Source organism: Streptomyces niveiscabiei (genome assembly GCF_001419795.1).
Lineage (GTDB): Bacteria > Actinomycetota > Actinomycetes > Streptomycetales > Streptomycetaceae > Streptomyces > Streptomyces niveiscabiei.
Genome location: NZ_LIRL01000255.1, coordinates 1 through 17,299 on the forward strand (window position 1 = coordinate 1; position 17,299 = coordinate 17,299).

The 17,299-nt window shown below is 69.6% G+C and carries 13 protein-coding genes and 1 pseudogene; 9 read left to right on the plus strand and 5 right to left on the minus strand.

Annotated features, from left to right (window positions below):
* The first annotated feature begins 108 nt into the window (after window positions 1-108).
* Window positions 109-753: a phosphatase PAP2 family protein gene (locus tag AOK24_RS13590; protein ID WP_055720319.1), complete on the plus strand. Its 645-nt coding sequence runs from the start codon at window positions 109-111 to the stop codon at window positions 751-753.
* Between the two features lie 72 nt (window positions 754-825).
* Window positions 826-2,271 carry an aldehyde dehydrogenase family protein gene (locus AOK24_RS13595; protein WP_055720320.1) on the plus strand — a complete coding sequence of 482 codons (1,446 nt, stop codon included), beginning with the start codon at window positions 826-828 and terminating at the stop codon, window positions 2,269-2,271.
* 127 nt (window positions 2,272-2,398) lie between these two features.
* Here AOK24_RS13595 and AOK24_RS13600 read toward each other — a convergent pair whose 3' ends face one another.
* From AOK24_RS13600 to AOK24_RS47505, 4 genes and pseudogenes are all read right to left on the minus strand, one after another.
* Window positions 2,399-3,514, minus strand: coding sequence for a phosphoenolpyruvate carboxykinase (ATP) (locus AOK24_RS13600; protein ID WP_079056802.1), 1,116 nt, complete (start codon window positions 3,512-3,514; stop codon window positions 2,399-2,401).
* 286 nt (window positions 3,515-3,800) lie between these two features.
* Window positions 3,801-4,238, minus strand: a pseudogene (locus AOK24_RS50610) (lactate/malate family dehydrogenase); the annotation flags it as partial.
* Window positions 4,196-5,371 carry a phosphotransferase gene (locus AOK24_RS13605; protein WP_055720322.1) on the minus strand — a complete coding sequence of 392 codons (1,176 nt, stop codon included), beginning with the start codon at window positions 5,369-5,371 and terminating at the stop codon, window positions 4,196-4,198. The gene AOK24_RS13605 and the pseudogene AOK24_RS50610, both read right to left, overlap by 43 nt.
* Window positions 5,368-5,790 carry an ATP-binding protein gene (locus AOK24_RS47505; protein WP_055720323.1) on the minus strand — a complete coding sequence of 141 codons (423 nt, stop codon included), beginning with the start codon at window positions 5,788-5,790 and terminating at the stop codon, window positions 5,368-5,370. Before AOK24_RS47505 ends, AOK24_RS13605 begins: the two co-directional genes overlap by 4 nt.
* A gap of 452 nt (window positions 5,791-6,242) precedes the next feature.
* Between AOK24_RS47505 and AOK24_RS13615 the strand changes: the two genes are divergently transcribed.
* The 4 genes from AOK24_RS13615 (at window position 6,243) to AOK24_RS13630 (ending at window position 10,393) form a co-directional block, all read left to right on the plus strand.
* A complete protein-coding gene (locus AOK24_RS13615; RefSeq protein WP_240553884.1) occupies window positions 6,243-7,244 on the plus strand; it encodes an NsdA family TPR-like regulatory protein in 1,002 nt (333 codons plus the stop codon).
* On the plus strand, window positions 7,245-7,787 hold the full coding sequence (locus AOK24_RS13620; RefSeq protein WP_055720324.1) for a GNAT family N-acetyltransferase: 543 nt from the start codon (window positions 7,245-7,247) through the stop codon (window positions 7,785-7,787).
* A gap of 261 nt (window positions 7,788-8,048) precedes the next feature.
* Entirely contained in the window at window positions 8,049-9,677 is a 1,629-nt protein-coding gene (locus tag AOK24_RS13625; protein ID WP_055720325.1) for an IS200/IS605 family element transposase accessory protein TnpB, read from the plus strand.
* A gap of 11 nt (window positions 9,678-9,688) precedes the next feature.
* Entirely contained in the window at window positions 9,689-10,393 is a 705-nt protein-coding gene (locus tag AOK24_RS13630; protein WP_055720326.1) for a hypothetical protein, read from the plus strand.
* Here AOK24_RS13630 and AOK24_RS13635 read toward each other — a convergent pair.
* Window positions 10,361-13,201, minus strand: a complete 2,841-nt coding sequence (locus AOK24_RS13635) for a glycoside hydrolase family 3 C-terminal domain-containing protein (RefSeq protein WP_055720327.1) — start codon at window positions 13,199-13,201, stop codon at window positions 10,361-10,363. The genes AOK24_RS13630 and AOK24_RS13635 overlap by 33 nt on opposite strands.
* Before the next feature lie 336 nt (window positions 13,202-13,537).
* Between AOK24_RS13635 and AOK24_RS13640 the strand changes: the two genes are divergently transcribed.
* From AOK24_RS13640 to AOK24_RS13650, 3 genes are read left to right on the plus strand one after another with little or no spacing between them, the layout of a single operon-like run.
* Window positions 13,538-15,229, plus strand: coding sequence for an extracellular solute-binding protein (locus AOK24_RS13640; RefSeq protein ID WP_055720328.1), 1,692 nt, complete (start codon window positions 13,538-13,540; stop codon window positions 15,227-15,229).
* Window positions 15,230-15,250: 21 nt separating this feature from the next.
* A complete protein-coding gene (locus AOK24_RS13645) occupies window positions 15,251-16,306 on the plus strand; it encodes an ABC transporter permease (protein WP_055720329.1) in 1,056 nt (351 codons plus the stop codon).
* Window positions 16,303-17,238: a carbohydrate ABC transporter permease gene (locus tag AOK24_RS13650; protein ID WP_055720330.1), complete on the plus strand. Its 936-nt coding sequence runs from the start codon at window positions 16,303-16,305 to the stop codon at window positions 17,236-17,238. The genes AOK24_RS13645 and AOK24_RS13650 overlap by 4 nt, the downstream gene beginning before the upstream one ends.
* Window positions 17,239-17,299: the final 61 nt, after the last annotated feature.

Here is a 17,299-nt window from a genome sequence, read left to right on the forward strand (position 1 = left end):
TCCCGGAGGCCAGCCTTGAGCGGTGCGCTTTCCCGGAGGCCAGCCTTGAGCGGTGCGCTTTCCCGGAGGCCGGTCCTGAGTGGCGCGGCTTCCTGAGAGGCTGGCCCCATGCCGATCAGTGCCCGTCTCCTCGTCGTACCCGCTCTCCTGCTGGCCCTGTTCACCTGGCAGGTGGCCGACGGGGGGCCGCTGTTGCGGTGGGACGAGCGGCTGAGTTCGGCGCTGCGGCATCCCGACCGGTTCGCGGAACTTCTTTCGGATCTCGGGAACGTCCAGGTGGCGTTGCCCGTTCTGCTGGTAGTGGCGGGATACGTGGCCTGGCTGGGGCGCCGGGCGGGCGAACCGCGGTGGTGGGGACCCGCCGCGGCAGCCCTCGCGGCGATGGCGCTGGTGCCGCTGATCGTCGTACCGCTGAAGATCTGGACCGACCGTCCGGGAACCCCGGCCGTCCCCCCGGCGACCGGATACTTCCCCTCGGGGCACACGGCGACGGCGATGATCGCGTACGGCGGCGCGGTCCTGGTGCTGCTGCCATGGCTCGCGGCGGGGCGGGCGCGGCGTACGGCGGTCGGCGTGGCGGTCGTGCTGGTGGCGGCCGTGTCGTACGGGCTGGTCCGGCGCGGGTACCACTGGCCGCTCGACGTGATCGCCAGCTGGTGTCTCGGGGCGGTGCTGCTCGGGGCGTTGCGGCTGGTCGTCGTACGGATCGGTGTGCCGAAGCGGAGTGTGGGCGCCGTGCACTCGGACGCGTAGGACAAACGCCCGACCGGGCGCCCGGCCCTACGGTGGACAGCGACTGTCGACTTTGCGGAAGGGCTCCCGACGATGACTTCCACCCACGCCTTCTGGCTGGCCGGCCGCGAGGCCACCGGCGAGGACACCTTCGACGTGACGTCCCCCTGGGACGGGCGGCTCGTCGGGAAGGTGAGCGTGCCGACCGACGCGCAGGTCGAAGAGGCGGTGGCCGCCGCGTACGCCGTACAGGGCGAGTTCGCCGCGACCCCGGCGCACGTGCGCGCCGCCGCGCTGGACCACGTCAGCAAGCGGCTCGCCGAGCGCGCGGAGGAGATCGCCCAGCTGATCTCCGCCGAGAACGGCAAGCCCCTCAAGTGGGCGCGCGGCGAGGTCGGGCGCGCGGTCTCCGTGTTCCGGTTCGCCGCCGAGGAGGCGCGCCGGTTCAACGGCGGCGAGGCGCAGCGGCTCGACACGGACGCGGGCGGGCAGGGGCGGCTCGCGCTGACCCGGCGGTTCCCCAAGGGCGTCGTCCTCGGGATCGCGCCCTTCAACTTCCCGCTGAACCTGTGCGCGCACAAGGTCGCGCCGGCCATCGCGGCGGGCGCGCCGATCATCCTCAAGCCCGCGCCCGCGACCCCGCTCTCCGGTCTGATCATCGGCGACCTCCTCGCCGAGACCGACCTCCCCGCCGGCTCCTGGTCGATCCTCCCGGTCGCCAATGACCGCATGCCCGCCCTCGTCCAGGACGAGCGTCTCCCCGTCATCTCCTTCACCGGCTCCGAGAAGGTCGGTTACGCGATCATGGACTCGGTGCCGCGCAAGCACTGCACGCTGGAGCTGGGCGGCAACGGCGCTGCGGTCGTCCTCGCGGACTGGTCCTCCGACGCGGACCTCGACTGGGCCGCGACCCGCATCGCGACCTTCTCCAACTACCAGGGCGGCCAGTCCTGCATCTCCGTCCAGCGGGTCATCGTCGACGCGGCCGTGTACGACCGGCTCGTCCCGCGCATCGTCGCGGCGGTCGAGGCGCAGGTCACCGGCGACCCCTCCGACGCGTCCACCGACGTCGGCCCCCTGGTCAGCGAGGACGCCGCCAAGCGCGTCGAGTCCTGGGTCGACGAGGCGGTCTCGGCGGGCGCCGCCCTCCTGACGGGCGGCAAGCGCGACGCCGCGTCGTACGCGCCGACGGTCCTGACGGACGTCCCGGCGGACACGACCCTCGCCCGCGAGGAAGTCTTCGGCCCCGTCCTCTCCATCCAGAAGGTCGACGGCGAGGCCGCCGCCTTCGCCGCCGTCAACTCCTCCAAGTACGGCCTCCAGGCGGGCGTCTTCACCCACGACGTCCAGACCGCGTTCCGCGCGCACCGCGCGCTGGAGGTCGGCGGCGTGATCATCGGCGACGTCCCCTCCTACCGCGCCGACCAGATGCCGTACGGCGGCGCGAAGCTGTCCGGGGTCGGCCGGGAGGGCGTGAAGTTCGCGATGGACGACTACACGTACGAGCGGGTGCTGGTCCTGACGGGGCTGGCGCTCTGACCGACCGGAATGTGGCAAGGGTCTTGCTAATGGGAACCATTTTCACCTAAGCTCCTTCCAGGCGCTGACCCGCCGTCCTATGAAGAGGCCCGGCACCGATGCCTTCCGGTGCCGGGCCCCTTCTGTTTCAGACGAGCCCGGCCAGGAGTCCGGCGTTCTCTGTGAGGTCGTGGCCGAGGACGACGGGGTGGTGGGGGAGCCGCGCCAACAGGTCGGTCACCTCGCGGCGGGACGCCTCGGTGCCGCCGCCGTCCACGCGGGCGAGGGCGAAGATGTCGGGGTAGCGGTCTTCGGTCGCGCCGCTCATGAAGTCGGCGTCGTTCAGGCGCCGTTCGGTGGATTCACGCGTTGGGGCGGCGCCAGGAACGACACGGGGGAAGACGAGAGCCGCCGCCTTGCCGCCGGTCGCGAGCGAGAGGCCGAACCAACTCGCGAACTGGTCGGGGAAGACCTGGGTCTTGAGCTCCTTGCCGTTGTCCCACAGAGGTTCGCGGTGGCCGGCGAGGAGGGCGGCGGTAACGCGCGCGTCCTGTGTCGGGTGCAGGGCCTCGCCGCTCCTGAGCCGATCCCGCGCGGTGTCGAACCACCCCAGCGCGTCGAGCAGTCCGAGCCCGATTGCCGCCGCCGAGGGCCAAGGCAGGACGTCCACACGGCCGTTGCCGTCAGGGCGGACGAACACGCGGTCGTTGGCGAGGAGTTGGAAGCCGCGACGGCTCGCCAAGGCCAGGGCGGCGGTCGTCTTGCCCGCACCCTTCCGCCCGAACACCAGCACCGTACGCCCGACTTGATCCGTCACGGCCGAGGCGTGCAGCACCGACCAGCCCGACCGCAGCAGGACACCCCGCATGACCTCGCGGGCCAGGCGGGCGGTGGCGAGGGCGACGGGTTCGGCTTCGCACCCGGTGATGGTCAGACGGCCGAACTCCGGCTCGGACAGGTAGGCGAGCCCCTCGCCGGGGGAGACGGCACGGACGACCGCCGCTTTGTCGTCCCGCGCGACCAGGGTCAGGGCCTTCGCGTACGTGGTGCTGGTGTGCGGGGCCAGGGTTACGGCGAGGGAGGCTTCCGCGTAGGCGTCGCGGTTCACTCGGGCGGTGACGAGGGGGTGCGTCTCGACAGCTGTTTCCGCCGCCTCCCACCAGGGGCCGAAGTAGCGAACTGCCCAGTCGGTGACGGCCCGTTCGGCACAGGCGACGATGACTGCCGCGTCGGCGGCCTGAAGGCGTACGAAGTGAGTGGTCACGGTGAGGTCCTTCTCCAGGGTGGACAACATGCTGTAGGCGGCGCGGAGTTTGGACCGGGCGGCTTCCAACTGGCGTGTTTCGGAGGGGGCCAGGGGAGGTGGGGACGGGAACGGGCATTCCGTCGACGGTTGTGGACGAGGCACAGATGACGGCGGCGTCACCGTGCTCACCGATCACGTGACCGTGTACGGCGCCGACGGGGACGCTGAGCAGTCGTGCGACGGTGAGCCGGTAACGGGCCGTGTCCAGCGCGGAGCCGACGCCGAAGACACGAGGGCAGCCGGATACGTCGGCGAACAGGCGGGTCATGAGGTCAACGGGGTTCGTCACCATCAGCACGGTGCCGGTATAGCCGCGTAGCCGGGCGGCGAGCGCACTGATCACGACTGAGTTCGCCTCTGCACCGCCCATGCGGACGTCCGTGCTGTGGCTGTTCGCGAACTGGGCACGGACGGCGACCACCACGGCCGCGCAGTCTCGCAACTCGTCAATCCGTACGGCGTGCAGCCGTACTGGCGAGCCGCACGCCACGCGCATGTCGTCGAGGTCGTCCTTGAGGGCAGTGGCCTGTTCGGCGGTGCGCGAGACGAGGAGGAGTCGGTCACAGAAACCGAGCACGACCAGGGCGGCGCCGACCGCTTGGCCGACAGCACCGCAGCCGATCACTCCGACGGTGGGCTTCACGAGGCCACCACCACAACCCTGGTCGACGCACGCTCCCATGTGTCGTTCCGCGTCGCCTCGGACGCGAGGTCCGCCACCAAGGAGCACACCGGCACCGCACGTTCGATGAGTGCCAGGGCGGGAGACGGCAGGGGCAGGTCGGCCGGCGCCGAAAGGTAGGTCGTGACGATGTTGACGGTGTCCATCAGCCAGAGCGTCAGGACGTGTCGTAACCATGCGCGCCCGGTGGTCTGGCGCCGCGCGAAGTCGTCGAGGCCAGTGGCGATACGTCGAGCGACAGACGGACCGGGTCGGCTGATGGTGAGGAACAGGACGATACGGCTGATGAGCTTGGCCAGGTCCGCCATGGCGTCCGCCCTGAGGAGTCCAGGGTCGATGAATACCGGCCGTTCGCCAGGGCCGTCGGGGAAGAGCACGTGTTCCGGCTTCAGGTCGCCGTACACGAGTGTCGTGCCGGTTGCCGGAGGCAGGGCCATGCGTAGCTGCCTCAGCCTGCCGACGGACCGGTGGATCAGTTCGACAACCTCTTCACGCGCGCCGTGCTCGCAGCGTTCCGCGCCGAGGAGGGCGATGTATGCCTGCCCGGACAGCCCGTTGAACTTCCGGAGAAAAGTGCCGGTGATCCCACGCTCTCCGATGTCCCAGGCTGGAGCGAGGCGTCGGGCCGTGTCCGGCTGATGGATCGGGTGCAACTCGGCGAACGCCCTGGACAACAGCCCCGATGTGTCGTCCGGTTGGGCGAGCAGCACGTCACCCAACGACGGTCCGGACACCGGCTTGGTGAAGACGACACCCGACTTGAGGCCCGCGAGAGCGCACACCCTGGGGGCGGCCATCGCGGCAAGCAATCTCAGTTGCGCCGCCTCGCGTGCGGGCAGGCTGTCGGGCCGGGCCCGGTATGCCTGTTGAGCCTGACGGACAACGGGCCAAGGGCCGCCGGCGCCGCGCAGAAGGGAGACGAGCGACATGCCGAGGAAGGACGTCTTCGCGTACAGGGCACGATCGCCGACGCGGTGTACGTACCCGGTGGCGCTGGGGACGTGGCTTTCCAGGACGATGTGCTCTCCGGGCCACAACTCTCCGGCAGCCTCGTGGATTTGCGTCGCGGCGTACACGAACACGTCTGCGAGGCCGGGGGTGTTCGGTGAGGAAGCAAGCGTGATGTTCGTCATCGGCGCTCCCGGTCGACGGTCAACTCGGCCCAGACGCGCTTGCCGTGAGGAAGACAGTCGACGCCCAGGCGGTCCGACAACTCCTCGATGATGGGAAGGCCGCGACCCTGGTCGTCCTCCGGGGCCGGGCTTCCGAGGCGCGGCAGGCACCGGCTCTCGTCGCTGACGGCGACGCGTACGCGCCGGTCGCCGATGAGGCTGAGGGTCACGCGGATCGAGCCACCCTCGGCGTGGCACACGGCGTTGGCGACGAGCTCCGAGACGATCAGGGTCACTGAGTCGGAAAGGCCGCTGAGCGCGAGGCTGTTGAGCGCGGCTTCCGCGAACCGCCGTGCGGCACGGGCGGATTCCGGTACGCGGGGGAAGTTCTTGCCGTGAGTCCTGATGCCGGTGCGGGCCGGGCGGGTCGTGCTGTTCACGGGAGGGGTTCCTCTCTTCGGCTCCCTCGACACCGAGTCAACCGTCGTGTGCCCAGGGAGAGACGGACCTCCGAGCGGACTTTTCGCCGGACTTTTGAAGCAAGGGGACCTTCCACGGCCGCGAATGTGGCTACGGTCAGTGCACGGATGTGACGCTGGGGTACGAGATGGCTGAACCGACGCTCTTCGAGCACGCCTGCATCGCGGCGGGCTGGGGAAGACCGGCGGACTTTCTGCGGGCGTTCGAGGAAGCCGCTGAACTACTGGGCGAAGCGGTGACGTTGACCGACCGGCAGGCGCGGAGGTGGCGTGGGCCGTGTCCGCCGATGCCGAGAGCGCGGGCGTGGCGGGTGCTGCACGCGATGTTCGCGTGTGACCCCAGGGACCTGGGTTTCCCCGGGCCGCCACCGGGTGCGACTGTGGGAGGTACACCTTTCCTCGCACAGGAAGGCATGGGGAGCGTGAAACGTCGGACGTTCATCCAGGACTCCGCCGGGGCTGTCGCCGCAGCCGGTGCGCTGTCGTCCGTGCGGCCCGGGACCATCGGTACGACCCATGTCGTCGAACTCCGCGACGGCCTCCGCTCGCTCTATCAACTGGACGACGCCTACGGCGGAGACGACGTCCGCTCACTCGCACGCAAGCATCTGAGACGGGTCGAGCGGATCATCAACACCGCCCACTACCTGGATGCGATCGGCCGACAGCTCCAACTCCTCGCCGGGGAGGCCGCCGAACACTGCGGCTGGCTGTACTACGACGCGGGCGATCAGGGCCGGGCCCGCCGTTACTGGGGTGAGGCACTTACGACCGCGACCGTCCTCGGTGACAACAACCTGGCGATTCTGGTCCTCGCCTCCCTGAGCATGCAGGCCAGCTACGAGGGCCGCCCCCGCGACGGAGTGAATCTCGCCCGTGCCGCCCAGGACCGCGCCGCACGGGGAGGTGCCCTCGTCCTGCAATCCCTTCTCGCGTCTCGCGAGGCCCGCGCACTCTCGCTCATGGGAGATCACTCCACCGCGAAGAAGAGACTGGCCGACTCGATGAGGCTCGTCGAGCGAGGCGAACGCGGTCGCCCCTCCCCGGCCTGGGCCGCCTTTCACGGCCACGCCGAACTCGACTACGCCCACGGTCTGTTCTACGCCGAGGCGGGCAGACCTCAGGCGTCGGCGCAGTTCCTGCGGGCAGCCCTGGACCACCAGGACCGTGCATACGGCCGCAACCGCGCCCTCTACCGCCTCACCCTCGCCCGCAGCCTCGTCCACGCAGGAGAAGCGGACGAAGCCGCCGCGTACGCCGTCGAGAGCCTGGACCACCTCGCGGAGGTCGAGTCAGGGCGAGTCACCCGACGCCTCAAGGAAGTCACCACCCTGCTGCGCACCGTCGACTCCGTCATCACCCGCGACGCCGTCGGCCGTCTCACCGAGTACACCGAGTCCAGAGGAGCCGCCTGAGTGATCTACGAGCGGTACGACGCACTCGACGCGGACGCGAAGCTGGCCGCTTTCCTCCCCGCCTACACCGAGATCTACCAGGAACCCCCCTACTGCGAAGGCCCGGACGACGTAGCGGAGTTCGCCAAGCACTACCACGTCCAGACCAGGCGCCCCGGCATGCGCCTGATTCTGGCCCGCGAGGAAGAGGAGGTCGTCGGCTTCACCTACGGCTACCACCTCGCACCGGACACCCGATGGTGGGAGAACCTCCAAGACGCGTACCTGTCACCGGAATTCACCCACGAGGACGGTCGACGCACCTTCGTCGTCATCGAGTTGGCCGTACGCGGGCCGTGGCGACGGCGTGGCATCGCCACCGCGTTGCACCGCCGCCTGCTGCGAGGACTGGACGCCGAGAGAGTCACCCTTACGGTCCGCCCGGAACCCGAGGCCGCTCCCGCGAGGTCCGCGTACGAGGCATGGGGGTACCGGAAGGCCGGGGTGTCCCGCCCGTTCGAGGGCTCGCCGCTGTACGACTGCATGGTCCGCGAAGAGACGTGAATTCGCCGGGCGCCGAAGCGGGCCCCGTTGCTAGCCTGCAATCTTCGCCGGTCACCCGGACGGAGTCACTCAGGGGTTGTGGACTGCTGCGGTGTAACAGCAGGGGAGTGTGTTCTGGCGTACAGGGGTGTGTCCAAGTCCTGGCGAGTGCTTCACGCGCGAGGGAACAAAGTTTCTTTCGTCGAACGCGTGACCTTTCTTCGTGGTGGTCGTTGAGGGCGGTGAGGAAGGTCTTCGGCTCCGGAGGGGAGGGTGGTCGGGATGGGTGGGCTGCGGGAGGTGGCGGCGCCGTTCGTGGTGCCCGGCCCTACCGGTGTGGCGATACGTACCCGTCTGAAGGGCCTGACGCCGGAGGATGAGGAGGTGCTGCGACTGGTGGGGGCGCATCTGGGCTCGCTCGCGTCCCGTGACCTCAAGGTGCGGTGTGCTGACGGGCTGGAGCATTCCGCTGAGACGTGGGCGGTCCGTAAGCGGGAGCTGACGCCGTTGTCGTCGTCCCGCTGGGCGGGGTCGATCACGAAGGCCACGCATGATCAGTGGGCGTTGGCCCGGCGCGGGCAGGCCGCTCACGTCCAGTCCCTCGAAGCCGGTGTCCGTACGATCCGGCACCGGCTGTCGCTGCCTCTCGGGGAGAAGGGCGGCAAACGGGCGCCGGGCGGCTACCGCTCGCAGGGGGAGTGGTTCCACAAGTCCCGCCGCCTGCACGTCCTGCAAGACCGGCTGACTGCTGTGCGTACCGACCGTGAGGCCGGCGTCGTCCGTGTCGTGCGGGGCGGCAGGCGTCTGCTCACCACCCGCCACCACCTCGAAGAGGCCCGGCTCACCGAGACCCAGTGGCGTGAGCGGTGGGAGGCCGGGCGCTGGTTCCTCCAGGCCGATGGTGAGTCCGGCAAGCGCTACGGCAACGAGACGATCCGTGTCGCCCCGGACGGCGAGGTGAGCATCAAGCTCCCCGCGCCTCTCGCCGCGCACGCCAACAGCGGGCACGGCCGGTACGTCCTGGCCGCGCCGGTGTTCTTCCCGCACCGGGGGACCGAGTGGGCCGACCGCGTCGAGGCGAACCGGGCCGTCGCCTACCGCATCCACCACGACACGGCACGCGGGCGCTGGTACCTGACCGCCGCCTGGACCTTCCCCGTCACCCGGACGATCCCCCTGGCCGCAGCCCTCGCCGAAGGGGTGATCGGTGTCGACACCAATGCCGATCACCTCGCCGCCTGGCGCCTTGACCCCCACGGCAACCCCATCGGGAGCCCGCGCCGCTTCTTCTACGACCTGTCCGGCACCGCCGACCACCGCGACGCGCAGGTCCGCCACGCCCTCACGCGGCTCCTGAACTGGGCCAGGTCATGCGGCGTCAAGGCCATCGCCGTCGAGGACCTCGACTTCACGGCGGAGAAAACCCGCGAGAAGCACGGCCGCAAGAAACGCTTCAAGCAGCTCATCTCCGGTATGCCGACCAGGAAGCTCCGCGCCCGGCTGACGTCGATGGCCGACCGGACCGGCATCGCGATCATCGCTGTCGATCCGGCGTACACCTCGATGTGGGGCGCGCAGCACTGGCAGAAACCCCTCACCACGAAAACCCGCAGGACGACCCGTCACGATGCCGCGAGCATCGCGATCGGGCGACGCGCCCAAGGGCATCCGATCCGGCGTCGGACGGCACCGCCCCGTGACGAACAGAGTGATCGTCGCGGGCATCGGACCGTCCAGGCCCGACCGGAAACCCTTGGGCGTGAGGGACCCCGCCTCCGCGTTCCTGGACCACGCACACGATGCGAGCCACCGGACGCGGCACGTACGCGGGCGACCAGGACACCCAACACCGTTCGGGATGCCCGCAGCGACCAGGCATGGGTCCAAGACCCACTCCTGCTCACTGAATAGGAACGGTTGCCATGTCCCCGCAGCAGGAACTCAGGTCGGTGTTGGACGCGTTGGACGAGGCGTTCGCGGGTGAAGAGGCGTTCAGGGTCGAGGGGTGCACGTACTGCTACGCCGAGCGGGATTTCGTGGAGCTCTCGGGGGCGGTGGAGCTGATACCGGAGGATCTGGTGTCGGCGGTGTCGTCCGAGGTGGCGGATCACTGGGCGGACTTCCCCCGGCTCTACCGGCGGCTGACTCCGAGGATTCTCAGGGGAGTTGTCACCGGACGGCTGCACACCGACACGGAGCTGATTGCGACCCGGCTGCTGGAGGCGTCGTGGGCGGCGTGGGATCCGCCGCTGGTGGCGGCGGTGCGGGAGGTGTGGGTGGCCTGGTGGCGGGCCACCCTGGCGACGCACCCCGGCGCTGCCAGGCCCCGGAAGGTGCTCGCGCTCGTCACGGCCGCCACCGGCGAGCTGCGGCCCTGGCTGGACGCCTGGACCGCCACCCGCACCCCGGCCGCCGACGCCCAGCTCGCCGACTTCGTCCACGACGTCCTCTTCGAGTACGAGGTCACCGACCTGCACATGGGCTTCCACGACGAATACCACGCGACCCCGGAACTCCTCGACTGGCTCCTGAACGACGTCCGGGAACGCGCCGACGACAGCCGGCTCGACGACCTCGCCGAGTACATCGAGTACTCAGATGGAGAACCCCAGATGCGCCACCCGTAGCGGCCCGCGCAGCTTCACGCGGACGTCGTGGACGCCGGTGAGGGCGAGGGGGGCGTCCAACAGGGTGTAGGTGTACGGCGATTCGGTGGGCGAGGAGAGGCGCAGGACGGTCTGGGTGCCGCCCGCCTCCAGGGTCAGTTCTCCCTCGCCCGCCACCTCCGCCGTCACCTGGGTCGCACCTGGGCCGAAGTCGCAGGCCCGGTACACCAGTTGGGCCACCCCCGAGGCGCCCGGCGTCACCGAGTCCCCGGCCCGCTTCGTGCGGTCCACGATCTCCGCGCCGCTCTGTTCGTCGAAGTCGGCGGCGGGCAGGCCGAGTCGGAGGACGGGGCGGGGGGCGGCGGGCTCGCCGGTGAGGGTCAGCGGCGTACGCAGGCGGATGTCCTCGCTGGACGTGCCGACGAGGATGTCGTACTCGCCGGGGTCGAGGCGCCAGGAGTCCCGGGCGACGTCCCAGAACTCGAAGGCGGACAGGGGGACTTCGAAGGAGACCGAGTGGCGGGCCCCCGGCTGGAGGGTGATGCGGGTGTGGGCCAGGAGTTCACGCCGGGGCCGCGTGACCGACGGGTCCACGGCGCGGGTGTAGAGCTGGGGGACCTCGTCGGCCGTGACGGCGCCGGTGTTGGTGACCGAGAAGGACACCTGGACGGCCGTGTCCGTCGCCGAGACCTTCAGGTCGCCGTAGGAGAAGGACGCGTAGGACAGGCCGTGGCCGAAGGGGTACAGCGGCCTGCCCTCGAAGTAGAGGTACGTCTGACGGCTGCCGATGACGTCGTAGTCGAGGAGGTCGGGGAGGTCGGCGTCGGACTCGTACCAGGTCTGGGGGAGCCGCCCGGCGGGGGAGACGTCGCCGGCGAGGACCCGGGCGAGGGCTGTGCCGGCCGCCTGGCCGCCGTGGGCCGTCCACAGCACCGCGGGCAGCGGGCCGGGTTCGAGGGCGTACGGGTAGGACGAGGTGAGGACCAGGATCGTACGCGGGTTCGCGGTGCGCGCGGCGGTCAGCAGGCCGGCCTGGTGCGGAGGGAGGTCGAGGGTCGAACGGTCCTCCGTCTCACGGCCGTTGATGTGCGGGTCGTTGCCCGCGATCACCAGCGTGACGTCCGCGTCGGCGCAGACCCGGGCCACCGCGTCCTCGCCGCGCTCCACGACCACCAGCTCGAAGATCTCCGGATCTTCGGCGGCAACCTTCACGCCGTCGGCGGCGACCCGTACGAGCAGACCTGTGCCGAGATGACGGAGGTGACCCTTTCCGTGGCCCTTTTCGTGCTCTTCGAGGCGGAACGTCTCCTGGACGACCCACCCGCCGGGCTGGTCGGCGGACGCCCGCAGATACCCGTCCTCGGCGACGGACAGATACCGCCCGTCGGGCGCGCGCAGGGTGAGGACGCCGTTCCCCCAGTCGGCGAGGGCGAGTTCGGTGCCGCCGTCCGGGGACACCGTCAACGGCGGGATGTCCGTACGCCCCTTGAGCAGCGCCGGGTCCAACGCCCCCTCCGCGCCCCGCACTTCGTCGTCCGACTCGGTCGCGGGGACGGTCAGGTACGACCCCGTCGACGTCTTCAGCAGTACCCGGTCCACGCCCTCCACGAACTGAACCCGGTCCGCCCCGAACCGCTCGTACAGCCCCTCCAGCGGAGTCGACCGGTGGATCAACGTCCCGCTGTACCAGTCGAGTTTGCACTCGTCGGCGAGCAGCCCGACGACCGCGATCCGCGCGTCGGGGGCCAGCGGCAGCATGCCGTCGTTGCGCAGCAGGACGATCGCCTGCTCGGCGGCCTCCCGCGCGAGCGCCCAGTGCTCCGGGGTGTCGAAGGCGCCGCCGGACGCGTACGGGTCGAGGGCCGGGTCGAACTCGCCGAGCCGGAACCGGACGGACAGCTGGCGCCGTACCGCGGCGTCGATGTCCTTCTCCGTCAACAGGCCCTGTTCCAGCGCCCCGTTGACGCGCTCGACGGTCTTCGACGGGTCCGTGCCGTGGTCGGTGAAGCTGTCCACGCCCGCGAGGACCGCCGCCGCCGTCGACTCCTCGTACGTGTCGAAGTACTGCTCCGGCTCGACCAGGTTGGAGGGCGCGCAGGCGTCCGAGCAGACGAACAGCTCGGCGTCCGTCCAGGTGCGCAAGTGGTCGTTCAGATAAGGCGATACGTGGTTGGGGCGGCCGTTGACCAGGTTGTACGCGGGCATCACCCCGGCCACCGCGCCCGCCTCGACCGTGGCGCGGAAGGCCGGCAGGTCGTACTCGCGCAGCACGCGCGGACGGACCGAGGACGACGAAGTGTCGCGCCGCGTCTCGTTGTTGTGGGCCAGCCAGTGCTTGAGGACCGGCGCCGTACGCCAGTACTCGGGGTGGTCGCCGCGCAGGCCGTGCGTGTACGCGGTGGCGATCGCCGACGTCAGCCGGGGGTCCTCCGAGTAGCCCTCCTCGTTGCGGCCCCACAGCGGGTGGCGCAGCAGATTCACCACCGGCGCCCACACGTTGAGGCCCACCCGGTCGTCGCGCGCGCTCATCGCCCGCGTCTCCTCGGCGACCGCCGCGCCCACCCGGCGCACCAGCTCCGGGTTCCAGGTCGCGCCGAGCCCCACCGCCTGCGGGAAGACCGTCGCCGGACCCATCCAGGCGACGCCGTGCAGACCCTCCTGCCCGGTGCGGAACGCGGCGATGCCGAGCCGCTCGACGGCAGGGACGTACTGGTGCAGGAACGCCACCTTCTCCTGGAGCGTCAGGCGGGACAGCAGGTCGTCGATGCGCTTCGCGAACGGCAGGCGCGGATCGCGGAAGGGCGGCGTGGAGGACGGGGAAGCGGTCACGTGAAGTTCCCTTTGCGGTGGACCGGAGCGGCTCTTTCGAAGCGCTTCGATGCTCGGCGGGCGGCGGTGCGGGTGTCAAGGGACCGCACGGTTATTTCAAGTGGCGCATACGGGAAGCTCCGATCTCTCCTGTCAAAGGAATATTGGAAGCGACCCTTGTGCGCCCCCAGGGCTTCACTTAACCTCACAGCAACATCGAAGCGCTTCGACTAAGAGTCCGTCAGGAGTCCCACGGCATTGGTCGGACGTCTGCTTCGGCTCAGCCAGTTCCACCGAGGACATCGCAGCCGACGAGCCACCGCCGGGTGTCCAGGTGCGCCATGAAGGGTTGACGCAATGACGCCGAACGCCGCTTCCGCCTCCTCCGGGCCCAGCCGGAGAAGCTTCCTCGCCTCCACGGCGGTCGCCACCGCCGCGGTCGCGGGCGGGATGCCCCTGCTGAGCGCCTGCGGCGGCTCCGACAGCGGCTCGCGCGACGGCACCACCTCGGGCAAGAACGCCAAGGGGATCCTCCCGGCCTACGTCGCCAGCAACGTGGTGACGCCCGACATCCCGTCGAAGAACGGCTCCGCGGTCGGGTTCGTCGGCAAGGTCGACCCCGCGGCCCTCAAGACGTCGGTGCCGAAGAAGCTCGGCAAGGGCGGCAAGCTCACCGTCATGGCACCGCTCTGGGGCTCCCCGCCCAAGAGCGACAACGCCTACTACAAGGCCATGAGCGACCTGATCGGCGTCGACCTCACCTGGCAGAACCAGGACGGCAACACCTACGACCAGAAGCTCGGCGCGGTCCTCGCCTCCAGCGACGTACCGGACGTGGTCGTCGTCCCCGGCTGGAACATGGGCGGCCGGATACCCAGCGCCATCATCGGCAAGTTCGCCGACCTCGGGCCCTACCTGTCCGGCGACGCGGTCAAGGAGTTCCCGAACCTCGCGGCGATCCCCACCGACGCCTGGCGGCGCGGCATCTTCGGCGGCAAACTGCGCGGCCTGCCGATGCCGGCGTCGTACGTCGGCAACATCGTGCCCTTCTACCGCAAGGACATCTTCGACAAGGAGGGGTACAAAGTCCCCACCTCCACCGACGAGTTCATGGCGCTGGCGAAGGAGATCACCAACCCCAGGGCCAAGCGGTGGGCCTGCGGCGACATGAAGTGGACGGCGTTCAGCTCGTTCGGGGTGCTCTCCGGCGGCGAGAAGGCGCTCGGCTGGAACCAGGTCGACGGCAAGCTGATCTACCGCGTCGAGACCGAGGAGTACCTCGAAGCCCTGGAGTGGACGAGGAAGCTGTTCGCCGCCGGTGTCGTCCACCCCGACGCGCGGCTCGGCAAGAGCCAGGCCGTCGACCCCAGCACCAAGTTCGCGGCCGGCGAGTTCCTCATCTACAACAACGACATGTCCAGCTGGTGGGGCCAGCAGGCCGTCCAGCAGGCCCACAACCCCGAGTTCAAGATCTGGGGCATGGACATCTTCGGCAACGGCGACGGCCCGCCGCAGCTCTGGGCCACCCAGCCCGCCAACATCTTCGCCTTCATCAACCGCAGCGCCTCCGAGGCGGTCGTCCGCGACGCGCTCGCCGTCGCCAACGTGACCGCCGCGCCGTACGGGACGAAGGAGTACATGCTCACCCAGTACGGCGTCCAAGGCACCCACTACAACATCAAGGACGGCGTCCCCGTCCGGACCGACCAGGGCAACATCGACCTCGCCAGCAACCTCGCGCTCGCGAGCCCCGCCGCGACCATCGCCCGCCCCGACTTCCCCGACATCGGCCGCGCCGCCGTCGAATGGCAGCAGCGGATGGGAGCGCTCACCAAGAAGTCGACCTTCTACGGGCTCCAGATCACCGAACCCGCCCGGTTCACCAACCTCTCCAACGACATGGAGCAGCTGGAGGACGACATCGTGCGCGGGCGCAAGAAGATCAGCGACATGCAGGCGTGGGTCAGCGACTGGCGCAAGAAGGGCGGCGACGGGCTGCGCGACTGGTACCAGAAGCTGCTCGACGACAACGGCACGGCGGCGAGCTGACCCGAGGCGAGGAGGACGGCCGTGTCCCACAGCACGGTGCCCCGGAGCGAGACCGAGGCCGACGAGACGGGGAAGCGGAGTACGGCGACGGCCGGCGGCATCGCCGACTCCCCCAAGAAGAAACGCCCGAAGAGGAGAAGTGAGGCAGGAAAACTGAGTGTACGGCTGCGCTTCCGGCGCGACCGCGTGCTCATCCTCATGACCCTGCCGGCCGTGCTGCTGGTCCTGCTCTTCAACTACGTACCGATCCTCGGCAACGTGGTCGCCTTCCAGGACTACGACCCCTACGCCAGCTCCAACGGCGTCGTCTCCATCCTGCACAGCCCCTGGGTCGGGCTGGAGAACTTCCAACGCCTCTTCGAGGACTCGGCGTTCTGGGACTCCGTCGTCAACACGCTGGTCCTCTTCTTCCTCCAGCTCATCCTCTACTTCCCGATCCCGATCCTGCTCGCGCTGCTCATCAACAGCGTCGTGCGGCCCCGGATCCGGGCCTTCGCGCAGGCGATCCTCTACCTGCCGCACTTCTTCTCGTGGGTCCTCGTCATCGCCGTCTTCCAGCAACTCTTCGGCGGCGCCGGGCTGTTGTCGCAGCTCCTGCGCGAACACGGGTACAACGGGCTCAACATCATGTCCGACCCCGGCACCTTCAAGTTCCTCGTCACCGCCGAGAGCGTCTGGAAGGACGCCGGCTGGGGCATCATCGTCTTCCTCGCGGCCCTCGCCTCCGTCAACCACGATCTGTACGAGGCCGCCGCGATGGACGGGGCCGGGCGGTGGCGGCGCATCTGGCACGTCACGCTGCCCGCGCTGCGGCCCGTCATCGCCCTGCTGCTGGTCCTGCGCGTCGGTGACGCCCTCACCGTCGGGTTCGAACAGATCCTGCTGCAACGCGATGCCGTCGGACCAGGTGCCGCCGAAGTCCTCGACACCTTCGTCTGGTGGAACGGCGTCCGCAACCAGGACTTCGGGTACGCGGCAGCCGCCGGGCTCATCAAGGGCGTCGTCAGTCTCGGCCTCGTCCTCGTCGCGAACAAGGTGGCCCATCTCATGGGCGAGCAGGGGGTGTACAAGAAATGAGCGCCGTGCTCGACAAGTCCGTCCAGAAACCCGGGCGTTGGGAGGCCCCGCCGCGGCCCGTCTGGGAGGAGGAGCCCACGAAGGCGGGGCTCGCGGGGAAGGGGATCGTCCTCGCCCTCGCCTGCCTCTCCATCCTCTTCCCGCTGTGGATCATCATCGTCACGAGCCTCTCCTCGCGGGAGACCATCGACAAGGCCGGCGGGCTCGTCATGATCCCCAAGGGGATCACGTTCGTCGCCTACCGCGAGCTGCTCAGCGGCGGGCAGGTCACCCGGGCCGCCGTCATCAGCGTCCTCATCACCGTCGTCGGTACGTTGTTCTCGATGACCGTGTCCGTCCTGTGCGCGTACGGGCTCTCACGCACCGGGTCCCTCGGTCACCGGTGGATGCTGATGCTGCTGCTGGCCACCATGTTCTTCAGCGCCGGGCTCATCCCCACGTACCTGTTGGTCCAGTCCCTCGGCCTCACCGACACCTACCTCGCGCTGATCCTGCCCAGCGCGATCAGCGTCTTCAACATCCTCGTCCTGCGCGGGTTCTTCATGGGCATCTCGCAGGAGCTGATCGACAGCGCGCGCATCGACGGCGCCGGGGACTTCCGCATCCTGCGGCAGATCGTCATCCCGCTGTCCCGGGCGGTCATCGCCGTCATCACCCTGTTCTACGCGGTGGGTTACTGGAGCGCCTGGTTCAACGCGTCCCTCTACCTCAACGACCAGAACATGATGCCCCTCCAGAACGTCATGATCCAACTCGTCCAGAAACAAGAGGCCCCCGTAGGCCTCAGCCAGGCCATCCGCACCGGCGAGTTGTCCGGCCTCGCGGTCCAAATGGCCGTCATGGTCATGGCATTGCTACCGGTCGCCGTCCTCTCCCCGTTCGTCCAGAAACACTTCAAGAAGGGGATGCTGACGGGGGCGGTGAAGGGGTGAACGGGGAGCGCTGCCGGGTGCGGGTTCGTTGTGGCTGGTCGCGCAGTTCCCCGCGCCCCTA

Excerpts from the sequence above, each read along its gene's own strand:
- AOK24_RS13590 (WP_055720319.1), top strand. The coding sequence starts at position 109 with ATGCCGATCAGTGCCCGTCTCCTCGTCGTACCCGCTCTCCTGCTGGCC.
- AOK24_RS13595 (WP_055720320.1), top strand. The coding sequence starts at position 826 with ATGACTTCCACCCACGCCTTCTGGCTGGCCGGCCGCGAGGCCACCGGC.
- AOK24_RS13605 (WP_055720322.1), bottom strand. The coding sequence starts at position 5,371 with ATGACGAACATCACGCTTGCTTCCTCACCGAACACCCCCGGCCTCGCA.
- AOK24_RS13615 (WP_240553884.1), top strand. The coding sequence starts at position 6,243 with ATGGGGAGCGTGAAACGTCGGACGTTCATCCAGGACTCCGCCGGGGCT.
- AOK24_RS13625 (WP_055720325.1), top strand. The coding sequence starts at position 8,049 with ATGGGTGGGCTGCGGGAGGTGGCGGCGCCGTTCGTGGTGCCCGGCCCT.
- AOK24_RS13630 (WP_055720326.1), top strand. The coding sequence starts at position 9,689 with ATGTCCCCGCAGCAGGAACTCAGGTCGGTGTTGGACGCGTTGGACGAG.
- AOK24_RS13640 (WP_055720328.1), top strand. The coding sequence starts at position 13,538 with ATGACGCCGAACGCCGCTTCCGCCTCCTCCGGGCCCAGCCGGAGAAGC.
- AOK24_RS13650 (WP_055720330.1), top strand. The coding sequence starts at position 16,303 with ATGAGCGCCGTGCTCGACAAGTCCGTCCAGAAACCCGGGCGTTGGGAG.